We start from the raw sequence: 25,207 nt of genomic DNA, 5'->3' as shown, positions 1-25,207 counted from the left end.
ATGGCGAATTTGCAATGTTTACCAGCCGGTCAATTTATCCACCATCGCCATCACAAGGCAATGGCTGTTATCTTAACCGGCAAAAACGGGAACGGCACAAGCTTTGCTTCGATAAAAACAAAACAGGTGAGGACGACACTTCATGGCAGCGGGTAAGAACTTGACGGTCAATGGCGACCGTCTGTGGGACAGTCTGATGGACATGGCGAAAATCGGCCCCGGCATTGCCGGCGGCAATAATCGCCGCACGCTGACGGATGAAGATGCTGAAGGCCGCAGCCTGTTCAAGCGCTGGTGCGAAGCGGCCGGCCTCACGATGGGCGTCGACAAGATGGGCACGATGTTCGCCACCCGCCCCGGCGAGGACCCGGATGCACTGCCGGTCTATATCGGCAGCCATCTCGACACCCAGCCAACCGGCGGCAAGTTCGATGGCGTTCTCGGCGTGCTGGCTGGACTGGAAGTCGTGCGAAGCCTGAACGATCTCAACATAAAGACGAAACACCCTGTTGTCGTTACCAACTGGTCCAATGAGGAAGGCGCGCGCTTTGCCCCGGCCATGCTGGCTTCCGGCGTCTTCGCCGGCATTCACGATCTCGATTACGCCTATAGCCGCACCGATACCGACGGCAAGACCTATGGCGACGAGCTGAAGCGCATCGGCTGGCTGGGTGAGGAAGAGGTGGGCGCCCGCAAGATGCACGCCTATTTCGAATATCATATCGAACAGGGACCGATCCTCGAGGCGGAAGGCAAGCAGATCGGCGTCGTTACCCATGGTCAGGGCCTGTGGTGGCTGGAAGTGACGCTGACAGGCAAGGAGGCGCATACCGGCTCGACGCCGATGGCCATGCGCGTCAATGCTGGCCTCGCCGCCGCCCGCATCCTCGAAAAGGTGCAGGAAGTGGCGATGGCCCACCAGCCGGGCGCTGTCGCCGGCGTCGGCCAGATGATCTTCACGCCCAATTCCCGCAATGTGCTGCCCGGCAAGGTGGTTTTCACCATCGACCTCAGAACCCCCTCGCAGGCGAAACTCGACAACATGCGCGCCATCTTCGAACGCGAGGTGCCCGTTATCGCCGAAGAACTCGGCGTCGGCTGCTCAATCGAGGCCATCGGCCATTTCGATCCCGTCACCTTCGATCCGGTGCTGGTGGGCCGCGTGCGCGCTGCTGCCGAAAAGCTGGGCTACAGCCATATGGACATCATTTCCGGCGCTGGCCATGATGCTTGCTGGACGGCAAGGGTTGCCCCCTCCACCATGATCTTCTGCCCCTGCGTGGACGGTCTTTCCCACAATGAAGCCGAAAACATCTCCTCCGAATGGGCCGCCGCGGGCTGCGACGTGCTGCTGCATGCGGTGCTGGAAACTGCGGAGATCGTGCAATGACCGCCACCATTATCAAGAACGGCACCATCGTCACCGCCGACCTGACCTACAAGGCCGATGTTAAAATCGAAGGCGGCAAGATCACAGAGATCGGACCCGATCTGACCGGCGGCACAGTGCTCGATGCCACGGGATGTTACGTCATGCCCGGCGGCATCGATCCGCATGTGCATCTGGAAATGCCCTTCATGGGCACCTATTCCGCCGATGATTTCGAGAGTGGCACGCGTGCCGCCCTTGCCGGCGGCACGACCATGGTGGTGGATTTTTGTCTGCCCGATCCCGGCCAGTCGCTGCTCGATGCCCTGCAAAGATGGGACAACAAGGCAACGCGCGCCAACTGCGATTATTCCTTCCACATGGCCGTTACCTGGTGGGGCGAGCAGGTCTTCAACGAGATGAAGACTGTGGTTCAGGAAAAGGGCATCAATTCGTTCAAGCACTTCATGGCCTACAAGGGCGCGTTGATGGTGAATGACGACGAGATGTTCGCCTCCTTCTCGCGTTGCGCCGAGCTTGGCGCCATTCCCTTCGTTCATGCGGAAAACGGCGATATCGTTGCGCAGATGCAGGAAAAGCTGATGGCGGAAGGCAATGTCGGCCCGGAAGCGCATGCCTATTCCCGGCCGCCCTCCGTCGAAGGTGAGGCCACCAACCGCGCCATCATCATCGCCGATATGGCCGGTGCGCCGCTTTATGTCGTTCATACATCCTGCGAGCAGGCACATGAAGCCATCCGCCGTGCGCGTCAGAACGGCATGCGCGTTTATGGCGAACCGCTGATCCAGCACCTGATCCTCGACGAAAGCGAATATGCCAATGCCGACTGGGACCATGCTGCCCGCCGGGTCATGTCGCCACCCTTCCGCAACCGCCAGCATCAGGATAGCCTCTGGGCGGGTCTCGCCTCCGGCTCGCTGCAATGCGTGGCGACCGACCATTGCGCCTTCACCACCGACCAGAAGCGCTTCGGCCTCGGTGACTTCCGCAAAATCCCCAATGGCACCGGCGGGCTGGAAGATCGCATGCCGCTGCTCTGGACCCATGGCGTGGCGACCGGCCGGCTGACGATGAACGAATTCGTCGCCGTCACCTCCACCAACATTGCGAAGATTCTCAACATCTATCCGAAAAAGGGCGCGATCCTCGTCGGCAGCGATGCCGATATCGTCGTCTGGGACCCGGCGCGAGAAAAGACCATCCGCGCGGAAAACCAGCAATCGGCCATCGATTACAACGTGTTCGAAGGACAGAAGGTCAAGGGCCTGCCGCGCTTCACCCTGTCGCGCGGCATCGTCAGCATCGAGGAAAGCACGGTCAAGACGCAGGAAGGTCACGGCACGTTCGTCGCCCGTGATCCCTATCCCGCCGTCAGCAAGGCGCTGTCCACATGGAAAGAGCTCGTCGCGCCACGCAAGGTAGAACGCAGCGGCATTCCGGCATCGGGTGTATGACCTTGAGCACCGATCCGAAACGCGAAATCGTCATCGCTGCCGCCGTTCTCCTGAATGCGCGGCGGCAAATGCTTGTCGTGCGCAAGCGCGGCACCACGCAATTCATGCAGCCGGGCGGCAAGATCGATCCGGGTGAAACGCCTGAGCAGGCGCTTCACCGTGAACTTGCCGAGGAAATCGGCCTCACGCTTCCTGAAAATGCCGCGCGATATGAGGGCATCTTTCGGGAGGAGGCCGCCAATGAGACAGGGGCGGAGGTCGTGGCCCATGCCTTCGTCGCCCAACTGAATGTCGACGTTATCCCACAGGCCGAGATAGAGGAGGTGCGCTGGCTCGATCTGGATGCGGCCTCCAATCTGCCGATCGCCAAACTCACGGAAACACGTATGCTGCCGCTGGCACGCGCAGCCCTGACGGAAAGTGGAAACAAGCCACGATGAACCAAGCCTCGTCCTATTCCGTCGTTTCCGCCAGAAATCTCGGCCTCACCTTCGAAACCGCCGATGGCCCGGTGCACGCGCTTTCCAATGTCGATCTGGAAGTGGGCAAGGGCGAGTTCGTCTCCTTCATCGGCCCTTCCGGCTGCGGTAAGACCACGTTCCTGCGGGTGATTGCCGATCTCGAAAAGCACACATCCGGCGATATCACCGTCAATGGCACCACGCCGGAAAACGCCCGCAAGGACCGGTCGTACGGCTATGTCTTTCAGGCCGCCGCACTCTATCCCTGGCGGACCATCGAAAAGAACATTGCGCTGCCGCTCGAAATCATGGGCTATACGAAGGCCGAACAGAGGGAGCGCATCGACCGCACGCTCGATCTCGTCAATCTCAGCGGTTTCAGCAAGAAATACCCATGGCAGCTTTCCGGCGGCATGCAGCAGCGCGCCTCCATCGCCCGCGCGCTGGCCTTCGATGCCGACCTGCTGTTGATGGACGAACCCTTCGGCGCGCTGGACGAGATCGTCCGCGACCATCTGAACGAACAGCTGCTGAAACTGTGGGATACGACCGGCAAGACCATCTGCTTCGTCACCCACTCCATCCCGGAAGCCGTTTATCTCTCGACCAAGATCGTCGTGATGTCACCACGGCCCGGCCGGGTAACGGATATCATCGAATCCACGTTGCCAAGGGAAAGGCCGCTTGAGATCAGGGAGACGCCGGAATTTCTGGCAATTGCGCATCGCGTGCGTGAGGGATTGAAGGCGGGGCATAGCTATGAGGGGTGAGGTCAGCGCCAGCACTACCCCCCATCAACCGAGGGCAACCCGATGACCCTCCTCCGCCACCGCGTCCTCCCCATCCTCACCGTCCTCCTCGCCATCCTCATCGTCTGGCACCTTTGCGTCATCTACCTCAACATGCCCTTCGTCCGCGATCAGGCAAACCGCGCCGGCCAGACGCCGAGCTTCATGGAGCTTCTGCCGCAAACCTTCACGCAGGAGCGCCCGGTTCTCCCCGCCCCGCACCAGATCATCGCGGAACTGTGGGACACCACCGTCAACAAGGCCATCACCTCCAAGCGCAGCCTCGTTTATCACGCGGGCGTCACGCTTTCGGCCACGCTCCTCGGTTTCGCCATCGGCGCGGTGCTCGGCATCCTGCTCGCCGTCGCCATCATCCACAATCGTGCCATGGACCGCTCGGTCATGCCGTGGATCATCGCCAGCCAGACCATCCCCATCCTTGCTGTCGCGCCGATGATCATCGTCGTCCTGAATTCCATCGGCATTTCCGGGCTGTTGCCCAAGGCGCTGATTTCCACGTATCTCTCGTTCTTCCCGATTGTCGTCGGCATGGTGAAGGGCCTCAGAAGCCCCGAAACCATCCAGCTGGACCTGATGCACACCTATAATGCCTCGCCCGCACAAATCTTCTGGAAGCTGCGCTGGCCGTCTGCCCTGCCCTATCTCTTCACCTCGCTGAAGATCGCCATCGCGATTGCGCTGGTCGGGGCCATCGTCGGCGAATTGCCGACGGGCGCCGTCGCAGGCCTCGGTGCGCGTCTGCTCTCCGGCTCCTATTACGGCCAGACGGTGCAGATATGGGCAGCGCTGTTCATGGCCGCCGGTGTGGCCGCCATTCTGGTCTCGATCATCGGCATCGCCCACGCAGCCGTCCTCAAGAGAATGGGAGCGCGGCCATGACAAATCCCGTCTGGTTTATTGGCGCAATCCTGTTCTGGCTTGCCGCCTGGGCCTCCAACGAATGGCTGGTGCGCCACACCTTCGCATCACAGTCGGCAAAGCGAATGAGCCGCATGGCCGTACCGCTTCTCTTCGGGCTGGCCATTCTCGCGCTTTGGGAAGGTGTGGTGCGCGGCTTCTCCGTCCCGCCCATCCTGCTGCCTGCCCCGAGCGCCATCCTCGCCCGCCTTCTCGGCTCGCTACCGATCCTCTGGGCGGATTTCCGCCAGACCTTCCTCAAATCGGTGCTGACAGGTTATGTGCTCGGCTGCGGCCTAGGTTTCCTCGTCGCCATCCTCATCGACCGCTCGCCTTTCCTGCAACGCGGGCTGCTGCCCATCGGCAATTTCGTCTCCGCTTTGCCAGTGGTCGGCATCGCGCCGATCATGGTCATGTGGTTCGGCTTCGACTGGCAGTCGAAAGTGGCTGTCGTCGTCATCATGACGTTTTTCCCGATGCTGGTGAATACGGTTCAAGGGCTTGCTGCCTCCAGCCACATGGAACGCGACCTGATGCGCACCTATGCCGCAGGCTGGGGGCAGACATTGCTGAAACTGCGCCTGCCCGCCGCCTGGCCCTTCATCTTCAACGCCCTGAAGATCAATTCCACACTGGCGCTGATCGGCGCCATCGTCGCGGAATTCTTCGGCACGCCCATCGTCGGCATGGGTTTCCGCATCTCGGCGGAAATGGGCCGCAGCAATGTCGATATGGTCTGGGCAGAAATTGCCGTGGCGGCGCTCGCAGGCTCAGGATTTTATGGTCTGGTGGCGCTCATCGAACGCGCCGTCACCTTCTGGCATCCGTCCGTCCGTGGGGGACGAACGTAAATAACGAAAAAGGGAACAGCGATGAAAATGAAACTTGCCTCCATGCTTCTTGCCGGCGCGTCACTTCTGAGCGCATTTGAGGCTCAGGCCGCCGACAAGATCACCCTGCAGCTGAAATGGGTCACCCAGGCGCAGTTCGCCGGTTATTACGTCGCCAAGGACAAGGGCTTTTATGAAGCCGAAGGCCTCGATGTCGATATCAAGCCGGGCGGACCGGATATTGCGCCTGCGCAGGTTCTGGCCGGCGGTGGCGCGGATGTGATCGTTGACTGGATGCCATCGGCACTCGCCACCCGCGAAAAGGGCGTGCCGCTCGTCAACATCGCCCAGCCGTTCAAAACGTCAGGCATGATGCTGACCTGCCTCAAGGAAACCGGCATTACCAAGCCGGAAGATTTCAAGGGCAAGACGCTCGGCGTCTGGTTCTTCGGCAATGAATATCCGTTCCTCTCGTGGATGGCGCACCTGAAAATCCCGACCACCGGCGGCGCGGATGGCGTCACCGTCCTCAAGCAGGGTTTCAACGTCGATCCGCTGCTGCAAAAGCAGGCCGCCTGCATTTCCACCATGACCTATAATGAATACTGGCAGGTCATTGATGCCGGCATCAAGCCGGAGGAACTCGTCACCTTCAAATATGAGGACGAAGGCGTCGCAACGCTGGAGGACGGGCTCTACGTTCTCGAAGACAAGCTGAAGGACGCCAAGTTCAAGCAAGACATGGTCAAATTCGTCCGCGCTTCCATGAAAGGCTGGAAGTGGGCGGAAGAACACCCTGACGATGCAGCAGATATCGTTCTTGAAAATGACGCCTCCGGCGCCCAGACCGAAAAGCACCAGAAGCGCATGATGGGCGAAGTCGCCAAGCTGACCGCCGGCTCGAAGGGCGCGCTGGACAAGGCGGATTACGAGCGCACCGTCAAGACGCTGCTCGGCGGCGGTTCCGATCCCGTCATCACCAAGGAGCCGACAGGCGCCTACACCACTGAAATCACCGATGCGGCGCTGAAATAGTCACGTCGAAGCCGAAAACATGGAAACGCGCGGCCATCGCCGCGCGTTTTTTTGCGCGCTGGTGACCCGTTTGATGAATTACAACACTCGGCCATATACAAAAATGTATATCAACCCTCGAGGCTATGCGGATTGATTTGTATAGCAACAACAATTAGAGTCCCCGCCAACAAGACTGCCGAATTTGATCTTGTAAAAAAGCACGAGGCAAAGGTGCTTAAGATTCGCGTTGAGGGGCGTTTGAATCGGGAGGATCGAGAAGGAAGTATTGTGATCCCTTGTTTCACATTCGTTGCCGCATGACCTTTTAAAACACGCCTTCAGGCTGAAGGACATGCGATCGAATATTGCGCGAGCCAAGACACATGCAGCATAAAGTCACGTTTAACCGCTTTGTTTTCCTTCTTCTTTCCGCAACGGCCCTGCCATTTTCGGCCGTGGCCGAGGGAGAAGTGCCGGAACCGGTCAAACAGCAGAACCTGCCTTCCATCATCGTCGCGCACGCCGCAACACGCGATCTCGTGGACCGCATCATCGCCACCGGCACCATCAGGCCCGTGGACGAAATTTATGTACAGCCGCTGGTCGACGGCCTGTCGATCGACGAACTGAACGTCGATATCGGCGACAGGGTCGAGGCCAATGCGGTTCTGGCCGTGCTTTCCTCGGACAGTCTTCTCCTGCAAAAAAGCCAGCTTGAGGCCAACAGGGCCAAGGCGCAGGCCGCCGTTGCGCAATCCAAGGCGCAGGTTTTGGAGGCTGAGGCCAACAAGGCCGATGCCCTTCGCCAGCGCGACCGCGCCGCCAAGCTCGGCCAGAGTGGTTCCGGTTCCGTCTCCGAGACGGAAAAAACCGAGGCCGCTGCCCAGGTTGCGCAGGCACGCCTTGATGCCGCCAAGCAGACCGTTTCCGCCGGAGAGGCAGACATCAAGGTCGTCGACGCGCAGATTGACGACATCAATCTGAAACTGACGCGCACGGGTGTGAAAACCCCCGTCACCGGCATCGTTTCCGCCAAGAATGCCAAGGTCGGCGCCATCGCCAGCGGTGCGGGAAACCCGCTTTTCACGATCATCAAGGACGGCGCGATCGAGCTTGTCGCCGATCTTTCCGAGACTGACATCCAGCGGGTGAAGGCCGGCCAGAAAGCTTTCTTGACGGTTGCCGGCGGAGCCAAAAAAATTGAGGGCAAGGTGCGTCTCGTTTCGCCGACCGTCGATCCGGCAACGCGCCTTGGTTCCGTGCATGTTGTGCTGCCGACGGACAGCCCGGCACGGTCGGGCATGTATGCCAGCGCGGAGATCATCGTAAAAGAGACGAACGCGCTTGCCCTGCCGCTTTCGGCCGTCACCTCCGGGCGTGAAGGCTCGACCACCCGCAAGGTGGAAGGCGACATCGTCAAGCAGGTGAAGATCGAGACCGGCATTGAAGACAGCGGTTTCATCGAGATTGTCAGCGGACTTGCCGCTGGTGACAAGGTTGTCGAGAAAGCTGGAGCATTCGTGCGTGATGGTGACCGGATAAGACCGGTGGAAGCCCAGACGGCTGCGTCCAACTGACTGAGGGAACGAAATGAACTTCTCCGCATGGTCAATCCGTAACCCGATTGCGCCGCTTCTCGGCTTCGCGCTTTTGATGTTCCTCGGCATCCAGGCCTTCAACGCCCTGCCGATCACCCGTTTTCCGAATATCGACGTTCCCGTCGTTGCCGTCACCGTGACCCAGAGCGGCGCTTCGCCGTCCGAGCTGGAAATGCAGGTGACGAAGGAGATCGAAGACGCTGTCGCTGCCATTAGCGGCGTCGACGAAATCCAGTCGACCGTCACCGACGGACAATCCCTGACAACCGTCGTCTTCCGCATCGAAAAGCCGACGGAAGAGGCGGTTCAGGACGTCAAGGACGCTATCGACAAGATCCGCAGCGATCTGCCATCCGACATCGAAGTGCCTGTTGTCAGCAAGATCGACGTGGAAGGCCAGGCAATCCAGACCTTTGCCGTCTCCTCGCCGAACATGACGCTGGAAGAACTGTCCTGGTTCGTGGATGACACCATCAAGCGTTCGCTGCAGGGCAAGTCCGGCATCGGCAAGGTCGACCGTTACGGCGGCGCCGACCGCGAAGTGCGCGTTTCGCTCAGCCCCGAAAAGCTCGACGCCTACGGCATCACCGCAAGCGAAGTGAACGGCCAGCTGCGCGGCACCAATATCGACCTCGGCTCCGGCCGCGGCCAGGTTGGCGGCAACGAACAGACGATCCGCACGCTGGGCGACACCCGCGACGTCACCCAGCTTGCCAACACCACCATCGCGCTCTCCAATGGCCGTTTCGTAAAGCTCGCCGAACTTGGCACCGTCACGGACACCTATGAGGAGCAGAAGTCCTTCTCGCGCTTCAACGGCAACCCCGCCGTTACCTTTGCGGTGTTCCGCTCCAAGGGCGCCAGCGAGGTTTCGGTCGCCAAAACCGTGGCCGAAAGCCTCGATCAGGTCCGCAAGGACCATCCCGACGTCGCGATCCAGATGGTCGATGACGCCGTCTACTTCACCTATGGCAACTATACGGCAGCGCTCGATACGCTGATCGAAGGCGCGGTCCTCGCCGTCATCGTGGTTCTGCTGTTCCTCAGGAACTGGCGCGCTACCCTGATTGCCGCCGTGGCCCTGCCGCTCTCCGCGATCCCGACATTCTGGATCATGGACATCATGGGCTTCTCGCTCAACCTCGTCAGCTTCCTCGCATTGACGCTCGCCACGGGTATTCTCGTGGACGACGCCATCGTGGAAATCGAGAACATCGCCCGCCACATCAAGATGGGCAAGACGCCGTATCGCGCCTCGCTGGAAGCCGCAGACGAAATCGGCCTTGCCGTCATCGCCACCAGCTTCACCATCATCGCCGTCTTCGTGCCCGTGTCGTTCATGCCCGGCATTCCCGGCCAGTACTTCATCCAGTTCGGTCTGACGGTCGCCTTCTCGGTGTTCTTCTCGCTGGCGGTCGCCCGTCTCATCACGCCCTTGATGGCCGCCTACCTGATGCGCGCCGAAGACGCGATGGACGACCATGCCGACAATGACGGCTGGCTGATGAAAGCCTATACGCGCATGGTTTCCGCCACCACCTCCAAATGGTGGGCGCGTTACCTGACGCTGGTCGGCGCCATCGGCTTCCTCATTGCTTCCGTCATGCTTCTAAGCCAGGTGCCGGGCAGCTTCCTGCCGCCGGACGACGCCTCGCGCGTAACGCTTTCGGTGGAACTGCCGCCGAATGCGACGCTGGACGAGACAGACCGGACGACGACCGAAATCTTCCACGCCATCCGCGATATCAACGGTGTGGAAAGCGTCTTCATCCTCGGCGGCGCCTCGCCCAAGGGCGATCTGGAGCTTCGCCGCGCCACCGTCAACGTCATTCTCCAGCATATCGACCATTCGCTGCTGAAAACCCTTGTCAACAAGGGTCTCGGCTCGCTTCCGCTTGTCGGCCAATATCTTCCGAAGATCGAGGAAAAGGGCCGTGTCCGTCCGCAGTGGGATGTGGAGCGGGATATCTTCGCCAAGGTCCACAGCATTCCGGATGTGCGCATCATCAAGCTGAACGACCGCGCGGAACGCGAACTGAGCTTCAACTTCCTCTCGTCCAACGAGAAGGATCTGAACGACGCCGTCGGCATTCTCGAAAGCCGCCTGCGCGCCTCGCCCATCCTTGCCAATGTCAGCTCGGAGGGAGCGCTTCCCCGTCCTGAACTGCAGATCCGCCCGCGCAAGGACGAGATCGCCCGCCTCGGAATCACGCCGCAGCAGATTTCGCAGACGGTGCGTGTCGCCACCATCGGTGACATCGACGCACAGTTGACGAAAATCTCGCTGGACGACCGGCAGATCCCGATCCGCGTGCAGGCATCCATCGATACCCGCCGTGACCTCGCCACCATCCGCGCGCTGAAGGTCAAGACCGCATCCGGTTCGCTGGTGCCGCTCTACAGTGTTGCCGATATCGATTATTCGGAAGGTCCAAGCTCGATCAAGCGCAACGACCGCAACCGCGTCGTCTCCATCGGCTCCGATGTACCGTTCGGCACAGCGCTCGATACATCGACGGCGGAGTTCAAGCGGATCGTTTCGGAAACCGAACTGCCGGCAAGCGTTCGCCTTGCCGAAAGCGGTGATGCCAAGGTGCAGGGCGAAATGCAGCAGGGCTTCGTCAACGCCATGCTGCTCGGCCTGCTGCTGGTGCTGGTGGTACTTATCCTTCTGTTCAAGGATATCATCCAGCCCTTCACCATCCTGTTCTCACTGCCGCTCGCCATTGGCGGCGTGGCTGTGGCGCTCATCATCACGCAGAACGCGCTTTCCATGCCTGTTCTCATTGGCATCCTGATGCTGATGGGTATCGTGACGAAAAACGCCATCCTGCTGGTGGATTTCGCCATCGAAATGCGCCGGCACGGCATGGAACGGGTGCATGCTATGGTCGAGGCCGGCCGCAAGCGCGCCCGCCCGATCATCATGACCTCCATCGCCATGTCGGCGGGCATGTTGCCCTCGGCACTTGGCGTCGGCGAAGGCGGCTCCTTCCGCGCGCCGATGGCGATTGCGGTGATCGGTGGCATCATCGTCTCCACGGTGCTGTCCCTGATCGTGGTCCCCGCCTTCTTCCTGATCATGGATGACCTGTCGCGCCTGCTCGCCCACCTCTTCGGCCGCTTCGTCGGCAAGAAGGAAGAGGAGGAAGAGTCGCTCTCCAACGAAAAACTCTCGGAGATCGCCCGCGAAAACAGCCTGGCGCTCTCCTCGCTGGAAGCGCGCGTCGCCGGCATGGAAAAAGGCTCCGGTGAAAAATCCGGTGACAAGGGCAGCAATATATTGCGGTTGCCGCCGCTCGCTGCCGAGTGAAAGTTGAAACGCCGGGTCCAGCGCCCGGCGTTTCCTTTTGTGGTGAATTTGCTTGGTCGCGACTGCGTTGCGGCTGGCTTCTTCTCCACGTCGGGGAGAAGAGATAGGCCGCACCCACTCGCTCCACATTTCCCTGCTCCCCGCACAACAACGCCAAACCCATTTGATCGAAATCAATTCGCTTTTCAGGTGAACTGCTAATCTCCCTCGCATCGGGAATTGCCGGTCGAAGGATAATGCGATGAGCTCTTTTCAGATAGGCGTGAGGGAAAAGGAACATCCCCGGTTTCGTATCGCTTCGGACAACCCGGCAAAAGGTTTGAGCGGGAGCCGGATGGACGTGAACAAGACCGTAAAGCTGAGCAACAGGGACAGGAACATTCTGCTGCGCGTGCCCCTGATAGGGATTGCGGATGAAGCGGCGGCGTTGAAATTGATGGAGGCGGCGACCGTCACCAATCTCAATGCCCGCCATGTGCTCTTCAAGGAGGGCGAGGCAGCGCAATATTTCTACTGTGTGCTGTCGGGCTATGTCCGCCTCTACCGGCTGGACAGGCACGGGCGCGAGGCGGATGTGCGTGTCAGCGGTCCGGGCGATACCTTCAACGAATGTCTGATCTTTGGCAGCGACAGCTATCGTTACAGCGCGCAGGCGGCGGAAAGCTGCACGGTGGCGCGTTTCGAACTGGCAAGAATCCGCAGCCTTGTGGATCAGGAACCGGCAATCGCCAAGGCCGTGATGCGCTGCCTCTCCAACAGCCTGCTCGGCACCATGGATTGCATTGCCAACGACCGGCTGCAAACCGCGCCGCAACGCGTTGCCCATTACCTGATCAATCAGGGGCCGCGCGACGCTACGTCCTTTTCGCTGCGTCTGCCGTTCCAGAAAAGCCTGCTCGCCGGCAAGCTCGGCCTTGCACCGGAAGCGCTGTCGCGCGCTTTCTCCGCACTGAAAAAGGCGGGCGTCACCGTTCGCGGCCGCATCGTGCAGGTCAATGATGTCGCGGCGCTGAAGCAGATTTGAAGAAGTACCGGGGAGAGGAAGAGGACGGGACGCCTACGGGTATCCCGTCCTCTAATTTTTTGTCGAGCAGGATATCAGACCGGCTGCGGCACGAAGCGGAAGCGATCGCCCTCTCGCTCGACGCGGAAAAACCCGCCAAGATGGCCGCCGGAAACCAGCCAGCCGTGATCGGCAACCTGGGTCAGCGCATCGAGACGTGTCGAATAGGCAGTTTCGGAATCGATATCATAGACGAAACCGATACCCGGATCGTCCGCCTGCAACGCGCTCACATGCAGCACATCGCCCCACAATAACAGCCGGTCATCGCCGTTACCGATGAGATAGCCGGTATGGCCAGGCGTATGGCCGGGCATGGCGATGGCTTCCATACCCTCGGCAATCCTGCCAGTTGGGATTGGCCGCAGCATGGCACCACAAATGTCGAGCAGCCGGGCGGCAATATCGAACGCGCCCTGCCGCGCAGGCGGCAATGTCTTGCGCGCATCCTCGCTGGTGAAAAAAGCAAGATCGGCCTCGGGCACCCATATGTCCGCATTGGGAAAATAAGGCCGGTCGCCGTCGATAAGTCCCAGCGCATGGTCGCCGTGAATATGGGTGAGGATAACTCGGCTGACATCATCAGGCTGGATCCCAGCGGCAATCATCCCCGCACGGGCATGGCCGTAGGTCGGCCCCCAGGCCGTGCCGCAACCGGTGTCTATCAGCGAAATACCATCAGGCCCTGACAGCACAAAACAGTTGACGTCCATATCCACCGTTTCGCCCTCATGCCCGGCAAGCGCCGCCGCCAGCGCATCCGCGCCCTGCCGGTGGATGAGGTGGCCGACAGGCGCCTTGTAGACACCATCGACAAAACGGGAAACGTCATAGGGACCAAAACGGAGGGGCGTGGTCATGTCTCAGAGACCGCCCTGCTCTTTCAGGAAACCGACGATGCGGTCAACACCCTCGCCGCGCTTCATGTCGGTAAAGACGAAAGGCATGGCATTGCGCATGCGGGTGGCATCACTGTCCATCACCGTCAGATCAGCGCCGACGTAAGGGGCAAGGTCTTTCTTGTTGATGACCAGCAGGTCCGAGCGGGTGATGCCCGGCCCGCCCTTGCGCGGAATTTCCTCGCCCTGACAGACGGAGATCACATAGATGGTGATATCGGCAAGATCGGGCGAGAAAGTCGCCGCAAGATTGTCGCCACCGGATTCGATGAAGACAACATCGAGATCGGGAAAGCGCGCATTGAGACCGGCAATCGCCTGCAGATTGATCGTCGCATCCTCACGGATGGCGGTATGCGGACATCCGCCCGTCTCCACTCCAACGATACGCTCGGACGGCAGCGCCTGCATGCGCACCAGCGCTTCCGCATCCTCCTTGGTGTAGATATCATTGGTAACGACGGCGACGGAGTAATCGGCGCTCATCGCCTTGCAAAGCTTTTCCGTCAGCGCGGTCTTGCCGGAACCGACCGGTCCGCCAATGCCGACGCGCAGCGGACCGTTGCCCGATTTCATGCCCGATGTCACAACCATGTTCCCTTCAATATGCTTTGATGTTGTCCCACCATAACGCTTCGCACGACCGCTTCAAGGGCGGCAATGCTGCATTGCGGCGAGATATTCAGGAGCGGAAAAGCCGCGTTCCCTGCATCTCGTGCCGCATGGTCGCGGTGTCGGCGATAACAGTGGCACTGCCGAGATCGTCGGGCGTGGATTGCACGGCCCGTGCTGCCATTTCGCCGATCGACGCCTCGCTTTCGGCGAGAATGGCAACGCCATCCTTCTGCCCCGCGACGCCGAGGCGGATACCGGCGGAGACGATCTGCGAGACACCGGCATGCAGGAATGCGGCAACCGTTTCCCGAAGCGGCACGCCATGCCCTGCCGCCACCGCACCTATGGCAACAGGATAAGGAACCTCTTTCGGCAACAGCTCAAGAACCGCGTGCGGCCAGGCGCCGGCGGCGGCAACGAAGGCATCGCCGAGGAGCACCGTCTCGCGGTAGCGCTCCGCAGAACCGGCGAGCGCGCGAGCCAGATCCGCCGCTTCACTCAGGGCGACGGCGTCCGTTCCATTACGCCAGGCATCAGCCAGAAATACCGCATCGTTCCACAGACTGCCGGAACGCAGAAGCACCTCCACCCAGCCGTAAAGACCGGCGGCATCACTGACGCGCCGGTCCTCGACCGCCTTTTCAAGGCCGCCAGAGTAGGAAAAGCCGCCGACAGGAAAGGCCGGCGACATCCAGGCCATGAGCCGCAGCAGCGCGGCAACGCCGCGATCTTCGCTCATGCCTCAGCCATGGTCGTGATGGTGACCATGGTCATGCCCGTGCCCGTGCCCGTGACCGTGGGAATGGCCGCCATGGGCGTGGTAAGCACCGCGCGCCGGCTGGAAAGGTTCTTCCACATCACGCACTGTTGCGCCAAGGCCTTCCAGCATCGCGCGGATCACGTGGTCACGCAGGATGAGAATACGCTCCTCCTCGATCTGCGCCGAAAGGTGCCGGTTGCCCAGATGCCAGGCAAGCTCGATCAGGTGAAGACGGTCCTTCGCCTTGATTTCGAACAGCTTTTCGTCCGCAGCGCGAACCTCCACCAGATCACCGTTCTCCACCACCAGCAGGTCGCCATGGGCAAACAGCACGGCTTCCTTCAAATCCAACATCACCATCTCGTCATTCTGCAAATGCAGAAGTTTGCGGCGCAGATGCCGCTGGTCATGCGCGAGAGTGACATAACCTGAAGGTTCGTCGGCTGGAGTTCCGGCGGGGTGATAGGACGTGACGCGCAGCATGGGATGATCCAATTCAGAAACAGTCTTGGGGTTCCGATTGTTGACGGATAGCCCGGCCGATTTCAAGGCGTGTTTTCAGGTCGAACGCATCTCGGAAAACGAAAAAGCCCGGCATCGCTGCCGGGCCTTGTCAAAAAAAGCAAACCGCAATCAGGCCGCAGCGCGGCTCTTCAGGTTTTCCAGAATGTTCTGCGGCGAGGAAACGCCGTAAGGGTCGGTATCGCTATTGTCGCAATAGCCCTCTTCCTCAAACCACTGCTCCACCAGACCGTCGTTGATGACGGCGGCGTAACGCCAGGAGCGCATGCCGAAACCGAGATTGTCCTTGGCGACCAGCATGCCCATCTTGCGGGTGAACTCGCCCGAACCGTCAGGAATGACCTTGACGTTTTCGAGGTTCTGGCCCTTTGCCCAGGCATTCATCACGAAGGCGTCGTTGACCGACAGGCAATAGATTTCATCGACGCCGAGCGCGCGGAATTCGCCCGCGAGCTTTTCGAAATCGGGAAGCTGGTAGGTCGAGCAAGTCGGCGTGAAAGCGCCGGGCAACGAGAAGAGAACGACCTTTTTGCCCTTGAAGTAATCGTCGGAGGTCATGTCCTGCCAACGGAAAGGGTTGGGGCCACCAACGGCCTCGTCGCGAACACGCGTGCGGAAGGTAACGGCGGGCACTTTTTTGCCGAGCATGTCTTGTCTCCTGATCTGTCTTCAATTTTCTGGCGTTTTGCACGGATCGCTTGGGACCGATCCGCACGGAATTCTTTTGCCGTTTCTTTAGCGCAAGATGCGCTGCGGTGCAGCATAAAAATCGGATTACCAGACGTCAAATCAACGAAACGTCGCACCGCGGGAAGATCAATTGTGCAGCGCTACCGACCAGCGCAACAGTGGCGGCAACGGTGTCCACCAGCCGGTGCGAATGCCGGCTTGCCGCAGCATGGCGGCAGACCACGTGTTGCAGCCGGCCAGCGCATTGAACCAGCCATTCGCCTCGAAAAATCCATCCGTCAGGCTGTAGGAAGCACCGGGTATAAGCTGAACTTTGCCATTGTCCCGCAGGAAGCTCGCACGAATGCCCGCCACAAGTCGCTGATATCCCGCTTCGGAAATGCGAAGGCGCTTCACCCCGGCAAGGTCGGCGGGAAAATCCCCAGTCACATCCACATGCATCACCGACTGGTCGAGTGTCAGAGAGCGCACGACCGGCATCGGCTTCAGGTCGGCCCATGTCGGCGTCTGTATGTAAAACGACCGGCCACCCCAGCCAAACACCAGATAGGCAGCAGCCGGATGGTTGACCGCGATACCGCCCTCCTGCAATTCGGAAAATACCCGCCGCAGATCGTCATCAACAGGCAGGGCGATATCGGTATGGATCGGATTGGATAACAGCAATATCTCGCGATCCCTCACGCCGCTTGTTTCATCGGCAAAAAAGGGTCGCGGCACGACGGTGCCGAGCACAAGAAGCAGGATGATCAGCAGCAGGCCACCGCCGATCCACCTTGTGATAAATCTCACCACGAAAAGCTGTTAAAACAGGAAATAACGCTGCGCCATCGGCAGCACCGTCGCCGGTTCACAGGTCAGAAGCTCGCCATCGGCGCGCACCTCATACGTTTCCGGGTCAACCTCGATATGCGGGGTCAGCGAATTGTGGATCATCGAGGCCTTGGAAATACCGCCGCGCACGTTCTTCACCGCCATCAGCTTCTTGGCAACACCAAGACGGCCTGCAAGGCCGGCATCCAGCGACGCCTGACTGACAAATGTAACCGAGGAATTGGTGCGCAGCTTGCCATAGGCGGCAAACATCGGGCGGTAATGCATCGGCTGCGGCGTGGGAATGGAGGCATTCGGATCGCCCATCGGTGCCGCGGCGATGGAACCGCCGAGCAACACCATTTCCGGCTTCACGCCGAAGAATGCCGGGTTCCACAACACCAGATCGGCACGCTTGCCGACTTCGATGGAGCCGATCTCATGGCTGACGCCCTGCGCGATGGCCGGGTTGATGGTATATTTGGCGATGTAACGGCGGACGCGGAAATTGTCGTTTTCGCCGGTCTCTTCCTTCAGGCGGCCGCGCTGGCGCTTCATCTTGTCAGCTGTCTGCCAGGTGCGGATCGCCACTTCACCGACACGGCCCATGGCCTGGCTGTCGGAGGAAATGATCGAGAACGCGCCGATATCGTGGAGAATATCCTCCGCCGCGATGGTTTCCTTGCGGATACGGCTTTCGGCGAACGCGATATCCTCAGGGATGGACGACGACAGGTGGTGGCACACCATCAGCATATCCAGATGTTCGGCCAGCGTATTGATGGTGTAGGGCCGCGTCGGGTTGGTGGAAGACGGGATGACGTTCGGATTGCCGCAGACCTTGATGATATCAGGCGCATGGCCGCCGCCTGCCCCTTCGGTGTGGAAGGCATGGATGGTACGGCCCTTGATGGCGGCAACCGTGTCTTCCACGAAACCGCTCTCGTTCAGCGTATCGGTGTGGATCATCACCTGCACGTCATATTCGTCAGCCACCGTCAGGCAATTGTCGATGGCGGCGGGCGTCGTGCCCCAGTCCTCGTGCAACTTCAGCGATGAGGCACCGGCAAGGATCATCTCTTCCAGCGGCGCGGGCAACGAAGCATTGCCCTTGCCCGCCAATGCGAGGTTCATCGGGAAAGCGTCGAAGCTCTCGATCATCCGCTCAATGTGCCACGCGCCGGTGCAGGTGGTGGCAAGCGTGCCATGCGCGGGGCCGGAACCGCCGCCCAGCATGCAGGTAACGCCGCTCATCAGCGCTTCCTCGATCTGCTGCGGGCAGATGAAGTGGATATGTGCATCCATGCCGCCGGCAGTCAGAATCTTGCCTTCGCCGGCAATCGCCTCTGTCGAAGGGCCGACAATGATTGTCACGCCCGGCTGCGTATCGGGGTTGCCCGCCTTGCCGATGGCGTGGATGCGCCCGTTCTTCAGGCCCACATCCGCTTTGTAGATGCCGCTATGGTCGACGATGACGACGTTGGTGATGACGGTGTCGACAGCGCCTTCGGCCCGCGTCGCCTGGCTCTGGCCCATGCCGTCGCGAATGACCTTGCCACCGCCGAATTTCACTTCCTCGCCATAGGTCGTGTAGTCCTTCTCGATCTCGATGAAGAGTTCGGTATCGGCAAGACGCACCTTGTCGCCGACGGTCGGGCCGAACATGCCGGCATAGGCGGCGCGGGAAATCTTGTAAGGCATGGGTTCAGGCTCCTTCGGACGCGGAGAAAATCGATATGGGAGAAATTCGTGTCAGCCGGCCCTCGTGTGTGAGGGCCTCTACAAGCTGTTTTTCGGCGGCAAACGGATGCCCGTTCCAGCCGTGATGACCAAAGCCCGCAATCAACACCTCGTCATCGCCGCCGCTCACGGTCTCCAGAACATGGGCGATGGCAAGAAGCCCGGTGCTCGGGCAGACATAAGGGGCCGGCGCATAGACCTGCAATGCGTGATCAAGCCGCTCATGCACCCCGCGCGGAATGACGAGGTGGCTCTTGCCGGTCTCTTCGGCTAATGCTGCGAAACCGGCGGTATAATCGGCACAAAAATCGGTCAGTTCGGGCCAGCGAGCGCGGATATCCGGCTCCATCTGCGAAAATTTCGCGGGATCGCGCACCGACCAGATGGCGGAAGCCTGCTGCACCCCCTCATTGTCGCGCCACGCGGCCCCTTCGCTCATCTCGCGGCCCGGCCGGCCGGTGTTGCAAACGGCCACCACATCCGTGCGGCTGCCGCCAGCGCCCAGCGAACGGCAATCGTTGAAGCGGATGACAATGTCGGAAAGGTCGATGAGATCAGCCACGCCCTGCGGCATTTCTCCGTTTCCGACAATCATGATCCGCCGCCCCATACCGTTCAGAAACCTTCGGACAACTGGCGCAATTCATCAGCGCGCTTGTTGCTCATATCGGCCAGGCATGAGGAAACCAGCATCGGCTCCATCGTGCCGCCACGCGCCTGAAACCCGAAGGCATCACAATTGGCATCGCGAAACGCCACCCAGGCACGCTGGGCGGCAACCAATGCATCCACGGCACCCTTGCCGCTCTCGTCTGCCGTCTTGTCACGCTCGGCAAGCTGCTTGCGGACCTTCTGGTAGGCGGCGTTCAACTGCTTGTCGGCCTTTTCGTAATCCTTGCCGGCGCAGATGGTCATATCGGCCTGCGTTTGCGGCGAGGTGCAATCGGGCGCGTCATCGGCAAATGCGGAAGACGCCGCAAGAGACAGCAGGACGGCCGCACCGAAACAGAGTTTTTGCGAAGTCATGGCCATCACTCAGGCAGCCGCGCCATCGAAAGCCTGCGGCTTCAGCGCACGCGGATCGACACCATCAAGGCAATTGGTATTCACCGCCACCATCGGCGTCCCATCCGGCCCATCGGCATAGGCAAAACTCTCAATGCCGCAGGTGGAGCAGAACAGATGATGGATCTTGTGCTTGTTGAAGAGAAATTCCGTCAGCTTGTCGTCGCCGGAAAGCAGGGTGAATTTTTCGCGAGGCGCAAAGGCAAGCGTCGAGCCCAAGCGCTTGCAGCGCGAGCAATTGCACACGACCGTGTGGTCGAGATCGGCATCGACCTCGAAGCTCACGTCGCCGCATTGGCAACTTCCGTGATAATGTGCCGTCGCCATCTCATAACCTCCCCATGATCTGTTGACGAAACCCGTAAACCTCACGCTTGCCGGAAAGCGGCACCAGCGTCACTTCCCGCTTCTGGCCGGGTTCAAAACGAACCGCAGTACCAGCCGGAATGTCGAGACGCATGCCGCGCACCTTATCGCGGTCGAAGACAAGACCCGCATTGGTCTCGAAGAAATGGTAATGGCTGCCCACCTGAACCGGCCGGTCACCGGTATTGGCAACCTCGATCGTCACCGTCGGCTGGCCGGCATTGAGTTCGATGGTGCCCTCTGCGGCAATGATTTCGCCTGGTTTCATGGTGCTCCCCTTTGTCTCTCTCAAGCAGCGGTGGCTGCCGCGCAGCCTTCAGCCTTCAGCACCCGTGTCGTCGATGCCGGATTGTTGACGAGTTTGGCCGCCGGGCGGATGGGCCTGCGAACCAGCTCGCCGCCGCAATTCGGGCAGGCGCCTTTGAGCACATCGGCCGCGCAATCGGCGCAAAAGGTGCATTCGAACGAGCAGATCATCGCATCCCGGCTGTCGGGGGCAAGATCACGGTCGCAGCATTCGCAATTGGGCCGAAGCTCCAGCGCCATATCGTCCCCCTCAGCGTATCGGTTCGTGAACGGTCACAAGCTTGGTGCCGTCGGGAAATGTTGCTTCCACCTGCACATCATGGATCATGTCGGCGATGCCTTCCATAACCTGATCGCGGGAAATGACATGCGCGCCGGCTTCCATCAGGTCGGCCACCGCGCGACCATCGCGGGCGCCCTCGACAACGAAATCGGTAATCAGCGCAATCGCTTCCGGGTAATTCAGCTTCACGCCACGCTCCAGCCGGCGGCGCGCCACCATGGCGGCCATGGAAATCAGCAGCTTGTCTTTTTCTCTCGGAGTAAGGTTCATCGTCGTCCCGCAGCTTTCGCACCTGCCCCGCAAAACACAGTGTTTCAGGGGCTGATCCGACTTGTTTGACAGACCCCGGAAGGTCGCCTGTCGCGGGCGATCCGGAGCTTTACAGATTCCAGACTTTCGGCACTGGCGCGCCGTTTCGCAAGAGCGAAATGATCGGAAAAAGTATTTTTCTAAGGGAGAAACCGTCGGCGGCGGACACGCGCACGACAAGCTTGCCCTGCCATTCGCTGGCGCCGCCGCTTTCCCCGGCAATAGCCCGGATTTTAGGCAAAAGCGCCTCGGCCAGAGGCCCGATATAAAGAAGCGTGGCAAAGGCCACCTGCCCGGCAAGCACCGCCGGTTTTGCAGTCAGCTCCGCCACTTCTCCCGCAAGCAACAGCTCTTCGGCATGTACCAGCCGGCCGCCATGGCGAATGCGCCATCGATCCCGGAACAGGCCATGCTGCATCGCTTCGCCCATGGCCTGACGCCCGAGCAGCACGGCTTCGACGGCGATGAATTCGGAGGTTGCGTCGAGATCGGCTTCCAGCCTGCGGGTCAGCGACGCGCGGTCGAAAAGAATGGTTTCCTGCGGCAGCCAGTGCAACCGGGCGCCCGGCCCTGCGGAAACGCGGGCGGTGACGGTGGCGGTTCCGGAGGATGCCTTGTAGACCTTCTCGCAGGCCTGCGTCGTCACCACCAGCGAGGTGCCGGCTCCGGCAACAGCCTGCCATTCCATTTCATCTCCGCCGGTCAATCCGCCGGAGGAGTTGATGAGGATGGCCTCGATCTCGTTGGAAAACGTATCCGGCAGGCGGATCTTGGCGCAACCTTCCTGGAACAATTGGTCCAGCCGGCTGCGCCCTTCGACAGCCTTGGTTACAATGCGTCCTCTGCCACGGGCGCGCTGCTGCCGGGCAGGTTCGCCGTCTTCGAGACCGGAAGGGCGGATGGCTTGCTGTTCTGGCTGCACGCGGTCTCCGAAACGGTTGCGGAAGCGGACCCGGCCTTGGCGCCGCAATCTTTTTTGACGACGGCATCCACCACCATCTGTCCTTCCGTGTTGCGGAAGAAATCCCACATTCTTTCCGCCGCATCAACCGTGCGCGTCACTTCGCCTGTGGGCATCTTGCGCTCCACGGCAGGTTCCGCCTTCGGCGTCTGCTCGCCACCCGGCTTGCGGGTAAGGACCGCCGACGCTGCCAGCACTTCCGCCTTCATGGTGGCGCGCGGCCAGGCATGGTCCCAATTGTCAATGACGTAGGACTGGATACGTGCCCCGCCCTTGCAAACGTCATAGGAATTGACGGTGAAGCTCTCGCCCGGTCTGGTTTTCGCGCCGCCCTTGCAGCCGTCCATTTCCGCCCAGCGTTTCAGCGCCGTCTCGCCGCCATATTGCCAGTAGGACTTGCCACCACCCTGATAGGGATTGGCCGGATCCTTCAGACCCGCAAAGGCGATGATCGACATTGGCCGCGCCGGCTTGCAGCTTGCCGCATCCGGTCCCCATTTGCCCTCTGTCTCCAGCGGATAACCCGCGCGCAACGATGCAACGAAGCCGGCAGCGGTGAAATCCGCGCTGCCATTGCAGATGAATTGCGACAGCATGCGCCCGCCGCCGGAATAACCGGAACCGTAAAAGCGCTCCTCATCCACGCAGAACTTGCCTTTCACCATGGCAATTGCATCGCGAATGAAGCTCACCTCATCCAGCCCGCCGGGACGGGTGGTAACACCAGGAACATTCCAGGCATGGGTGCCGGGCAATTCGCCATTGAGGCTGCCCGCCAGCGCCACCACCATCAGGCCGTCGCGCTCGGCAAGCTTGTCCCAGCCGCTGCGGTTCAACTGGCCGTGCGGATTGCTGTTGGAGCCGTGGAAATCGAACACGACAGGCACCGGTTTTTTTCCGTCATAGGCCGATGGAACGAAATAAACGCCTTCGCGTTTCTGACCACTGGAGAGAATGGAAAAATCATGCCTGCCCGGTTCCACGCCGGGTTGAGCAAGCTGACCGCAGGTCGAGGCCGACGCTGCGACACTCGCGCTCGCGCAGATCGCAAGACCCAGAAACAGGGTACGGGCGGAGCGGAACAGCCGGGCAGCCCGGCCAAGGGCAAAGTCTTGATGCATTGACACGCCTTTATTGGGCACGGTTTCCCCGACGATACGTCGGACGCGCGTGGAATGTAAGGGATCAACTGTCGCGGCGTGCGAATAGACTTCGTCTGTGTCTCGCATGCAGCATTTCCGCTGCCAATATCACAGGCGTTTATTCAATGAAATGCTAAAATTGCGCATAAAAGCCATGCAGACACGCATAGACTTTCAAAATATTAATCGGCCGTTTGCACGCCGTGATCGGCGTGCGTGGCTACTAGTCTCGATTTATACTGTGAGATGGCGACGCGCCTCGGGCGTATCCAGCGTTTCGGCAAACCCCTCATGCACAATTTCGCCCCGGTCCATGATGTAGACATAGTCGGCAAGCTCACGGCAGAAATCCAGATATTGCTCGACCAGCAGGATCGCCATACCGGTGGAATCCCTGAGATATTTGATTGCGCGGCCGATATCCTTGATGATCGACGGCTGAATGCCTTCGGTCGGCTCGTCGAGAACGAGGATTTTCGGCCGCGTCACCAGCGCCCGGCCGATGGCGAGCTGCTGCTGCTGGCCACCGGACAGGTCGCCGCCGCGTCTGCCCAGCATGGATTGCAGCACCGGAAACAGGCTGAAAATATCGTCGGGAATGAAACGCTCCTTGCGCGGCAGCGGCGCATACCCGCTTTCAAGGTTTTCCTGCACGCTGAGCAGCGGAAAGATTTCACGCCCCTGTGGCACGTAGCCGACACCGCGCTTGGCGCGGTGGTAAGGTGCCAGCCCATCCAGTGCCGCCCCTTCAAAGCTGATCGACCCGCCACTGATGGCATGCTGGCCGGTGACCGCGCGCAACAACGAGCTTTTGCCCACGCCGTTTCGGCCGAGAACACAGGTGATCTTGCCCATCTCCGCTTTCAGCGACACGCCCCGCAGGGCTTGCGCTGCGCCATAGTGGAGGTTGATGTTTTCGACGTTCAGCATGGTGCAACTCCATTGATGCTTTGGTGGGCGGCGCTACCCCCCTCTGCCCTGCTGGGCATCTCCCCCACAAGGAGGGAAATCAGATGCCGTTCCCGCTCGTCCCATCGCCTACTGGTCTTGGGGCAGGGTGTTAGCCGCTTGCCGATCTCCCCCCTTGTGGGGGAGATGCCCGGCAGGGCAGAGGGGGGTAAAGCCGCAGACGCTTCCATCACCGCCCCAGATAATTCTCGATCACCTTCGGATCGCTGGACACAAAATCGATCGACCCTTCGGCCAGCACCGAGCCCTCGGCAAGACACGTCACCTTCACGCCCAGCTCGCGGATGAAGCCCATGTCGTGCTCCACCACCACGACCGAGCGGGTCTTGGCGATTTCCTTCAGAAGCACGGCGGTTTCGGCTGTCTCCGCATCCGTCATGCCAGCCACCGGCTCGTCCACCAGAAGCAGCTTCGGCTCCTGCGCGAGCAGCATGCCGATTTCCAGCCACTGTTTCTGGCCGTGCGAGAGGTTGGCCGCGAGATCGCCGCGGCGGTGGCTGAGACGCACGGCGGCGAGGATTTCCTCGATACGCGCCTTGTCCTCCGCTGTCAGCCTGTAGAACAGCGTGGCGAAGACGCCGCGTTTGCGGTTCAACGCCAGTTCCAGATTGTCCCAGACGGTATGGCTTTCAAACACCGTTGGCTTCTGGAATTTACGCCCGATGCCCAGCTGGGCAATATCCGCCTCGTCCTTTTTCGTGAGGTCGATGCTGTCTTCGAACAGCACCGTGCCGGTATCCGGCCGGGTCTTGCCGGTGATGATATCCATCATCGTGGTCTTGCCGGCACCATTCGGACCGATGATGGCCCGCAGCTCGCCCGGCTCAACCACGAAGGACAGGGAATTGAGCGCCCTGAACCCGTCGAAGGAAACGGAAACACCGTCGAGATAAAGCAGGCTTTTGGTTCTGTTTTCGGAAACCGTGTTCATATCA

Annotated in this window: 27 protein-coding genes; 10 read left to right on the top strand and 17 right to left on the bottom strand. The window is 60.5% G+C overall.

Annotation, left to right across the window (positions count from 1 at the left end):
• Positions 1-142 precede the first annotated feature (142 nt).
• The 10 genes from ACQZ63_RS15290 to ACQZ63_RS15245 all read left to right on the top strand — a co-directional run bounded on the left by ACQZ63_RS15290 (position 143) and on the right by ACQZ63_RS15245 (position 12,793).
• Positions 143-1,390, top strand: coding sequence for a Zn-dependent hydrolase (locus ACQZ63_RS15290; RefSeq protein ID WP_113157371.1), 1,248 nt, complete (start codon positions 143-145; stop codon positions 1,388-1,390).
• The gene (gene hydA / locus ACQZ63_RS15285) at positions 1,387-2,844 is read left to right on the top strand and encodes a dihydropyrimidinase (RefSeq protein WP_013636700.1); all 1,458 of its coding nucleotides are present in this window, start codon (positions 1,387-1,389) and stop codon (positions 2,842-2,844) included. Before ACQZ63_RS15290 ends, hydA begins: the two co-directional genes overlap by 4 nt.
• Entirely contained in the window at positions 2,841-3,284 is a 444-nt protein-coding gene (locus ACQZ63_RS15280; protein WP_162763682.1) for an NUDIX hydrolase, read from the top strand. Before hydA ends, ACQZ63_RS15280 begins: the two co-directional genes overlap by 4 nt.
• Positions 3,281-4,075: an ABC transporter ATP-binding protein gene (locus ACQZ63_RS15275; RefSeq protein ID WP_111804598.1), complete on the top strand. Its 795-nt coding sequence runs from the start codon at positions 3,281-3,283 to the stop codon at positions 4,073-4,075. The genes ACQZ63_RS15280 and ACQZ63_RS15275 overlap by 4 nt, the downstream gene beginning before the upstream one ends.
• Positions 4,076-4,117: 42 nt before the next feature.
• Positions 4,118-4,993, top strand: a complete 876-nt coding sequence (locus ACQZ63_RS15270; protein ID WP_025594316.1) for an ABC transporter permease — start codon at positions 4,118-4,120, stop codon at positions 4,991-4,993.
• A complete protein-coding gene (locus ACQZ63_RS15265) occupies positions 4,990-5,862 on the top strand; it encodes an ABC transporter permease (protein WP_013636703.1) in 873 nt (290 codons plus the stop codon). The genes ACQZ63_RS15270 and ACQZ63_RS15265 overlap by 4 nt, the downstream gene beginning before the upstream one ends.
• A gap of 21 nt (positions 5,863-5,883) precedes the next feature.
• Complete coding sequence (locus ACQZ63_RS15260) at positions 5,884-6,876, top strand: ABC transporter substrate-binding protein (protein ID WP_113556482.1); 993 nt, start codon at positions 5,884-5,886, stop codon at positions 6,874-6,876.
• A 365-nt stretch (positions 6,877-7,241) separates the two neighbouring features.
• A complete protein-coding gene (locus ACQZ63_RS15255; protein WP_003513881.1) occupies positions 7,242-8,435 on the top strand; it encodes an efflux RND transporter periplasmic adaptor subunit in 1,194 nt (397 codons plus the stop codon).
• Positions 8,436-8,448: 13 nt separating this feature from the next.
• Positions 8,449-11,769: an efflux RND transporter permease subunit gene (locus ACQZ63_RS15250; protein ID WP_038491998.1), complete on the top strand. Its 3,321-nt coding sequence runs from the start codon at positions 8,449-8,451 to the stop codon at positions 11,767-11,769.
• Between the two features lie 334 nt (positions 11,770-12,103).
• Positions 12,104-12,793, top strand: coding sequence for a Crp/Fnr family transcriptional regulator (locus tag ACQZ63_RS15245; protein ID WP_019565122.1), 690 nt, complete (start codon positions 12,104-12,106; stop codon positions 12,791-12,793).
• Between the two features lie 74 nt (positions 12,794-12,867).
• Here the strand turns inward: ACQZ63_RS15245 and aidB are convergent, their stop codons facing one another.
• The 17 genes from aidB to urtD all read right to left on the bottom strand — a co-directional run bounded on the left by aidB (position 12,868) and on the right by urtD (position 25,203).
• Complete coding sequence (aidB, locus tag ACQZ63_RS15240; protein ID WP_113556483.1) at positions 12,868-13,692, bottom strand: AidB family quorum-quenching N-acyl homoserine lactonase; 825 nt, start codon at positions 13,690-13,692, stop codon at positions 12,868-12,870.
• A 3-nt stretch (positions 13,693-13,695) separates the two neighbouring features.
• Positions 13,696-14,307, bottom strand: coding sequence for an urease accessory protein UreG (ureG, locus tag ACQZ63_RS15235; protein WP_013636707.1), 612 nt, complete (start codon positions 14,305-14,307; stop codon positions 13,696-13,698).
• A 106-nt stretch (positions 14,308-14,413) separates the two neighbouring features.
• On the bottom strand, positions 14,414-15,085 hold the full coding sequence (locus ACQZ63_RS15230; RefSeq protein ID WP_162693343.1) for an urease accessory protein UreF: 672 nt from the start codon (positions 15,083-15,085) through the stop codon (positions 14,414-14,416).
• A 3-nt stretch (positions 15,086-15,088) separates the two neighbouring features.
• Complete coding sequence (ureE, locus tag ACQZ63_RS15225) at positions 15,089-15,589, bottom strand: urease accessory protein UreE (RefSeq protein ID WP_026330756.1); 501 nt, start codon at positions 15,587-15,589, stop codon at positions 15,089-15,091.
• A 150-nt stretch (positions 15,590-15,739) separates the two neighbouring features.
• Positions 15,740-16,276, bottom strand: a complete 537-nt coding sequence (locus ACQZ63_RS15220) for a peroxiredoxin (RefSeq protein ID WP_013636710.1) — start codon at positions 16,274-16,276, stop codon at positions 15,740-15,742.
• Positions 16,277-16,444: 168 nt separating this feature from the next.
• Complete coding sequence (locus ACQZ63_RS15215) at positions 16,445-17,113, bottom strand: TIGR02117 family protein (RefSeq protein ID WP_162696504.1); 669 nt, start codon at positions 17,111-17,113, stop codon at positions 16,445-16,447.
• Between the two features lie 9 nt (positions 17,114-17,122).
• On the bottom strand, positions 17,123-18,832 hold the full coding sequence (ureC, locus tag ACQZ63_RS15210) for an urease subunit alpha (protein ID WP_013636712.1): 1,710 nt from the start codon (positions 18,830-18,832) through the stop codon (positions 17,123-17,125).
• A 4-nt stretch (positions 18,833-18,836) separates the two neighbouring features.
• The gene (locus tag ACQZ63_RS15205) at positions 18,837-19,481 is read right to left on the bottom strand and encodes a Urease operon accessory protein (protein WP_448799309.1); all 645 of its coding nucleotides are present in this window, start codon (positions 19,479-19,481) and stop codon (positions 18,837-18,839) included.
• Positions 19,482-19,486: 5 nt separating this feature from the next.
• Positions 19,487-19,897, bottom strand: coding sequence for a lysozyme inhibitor LprI family protein (locus tag ACQZ63_RS15200; RefSeq protein WP_111804650.1), 411 nt, complete (start codon positions 19,895-19,897; stop codon positions 19,487-19,489).
• 9 nt (positions 19,898-19,906) lie between these two features.
• Positions 19,907-20,263 (bottom strand): GFA family protein, encoded by a 357-nt coding sequence (locus ACQZ63_RS15195; protein ID WP_113556485.1) that lies wholly within the window; start codon positions 20,261-20,263, stop codon positions 19,907-19,909.
• A gap of 1 nt (position 20,264) precedes the next feature.
• Positions 20,265-20,570, bottom strand: coding sequence for an urease subunit beta (locus ACQZ63_RS15190; RefSeq protein ID WP_003491734.1), 306 nt, complete (start codon positions 20,568-20,570; stop codon positions 20,265-20,267).
• 20 nt (positions 20,571-20,590) lie between these two features.
• Positions 20,591-20,848, bottom strand: a complete 258-nt coding sequence (locus ACQZ63_RS15185) for a DUF1272 domain-containing protein (RefSeq protein WP_112497129.1) — start codon at positions 20,846-20,848, stop codon at positions 20,591-20,593.
• Between the two features lie 10 nt (positions 20,849-20,858).
• The gene (locus ACQZ63_RS15180) at positions 20,859-21,161 is read right to left on the bottom strand and encodes an urease subunit gamma (protein ID WP_003513909.1); all 303 of its coding nucleotides are present in this window, start codon (positions 21,159-21,161) and stop codon (positions 20,859-20,861) included.
• Positions 21,162-21,270: 109 nt separating this feature from the next.
• Positions 21,271-22,122 (bottom strand): urease accessory protein UreD, encoded by an 852-nt coding sequence (locus tag ACQZ63_RS15175; protein WP_003513912.1) that lies wholly within the window; start codon positions 22,120-22,122, stop codon positions 21,271-21,273.
• Complete coding sequence (locus ACQZ63_RS15170; protein WP_019565111.1) at positions 22,029-23,282, bottom strand: CE1 family esterase; 1,254 nt, start codon at positions 23,280-23,282, stop codon at positions 22,029-22,031. Before ACQZ63_RS15170 ends, ACQZ63_RS15175 begins: the two co-directional genes overlap by 94 nt.
• Before the next feature lie 255 nt (positions 23,283-23,537).
• Complete coding sequence (urtE, locus tag ACQZ63_RS15165; RefSeq protein WP_038492022.1) at positions 23,538-24,233, bottom strand: urea ABC transporter ATP-binding subunit UrtE; 696 nt, start codon at positions 24,231-24,233, stop codon at positions 23,538-23,540.
• Between the two features lie 208 nt (positions 24,234-24,441).
• Entirely contained in the window at positions 24,442-25,203 is a 762-nt protein-coding gene (gene urtD, locus ACQZ63_RS15160) for an urea ABC transporter ATP-binding protein UrtD (RefSeq protein ID WP_111804604.1), read from the bottom strand.
• Positions 25,204-25,207: the final 4 nt, after the last annotated feature.

The organism is Agrobacterium sp. CG160-95, from assembly GCF_053521725.1.
Note: the sequence above shows the minus strand (reverse complement) of the source record. Positions and strands in the feature narration are given on the sequence as shown.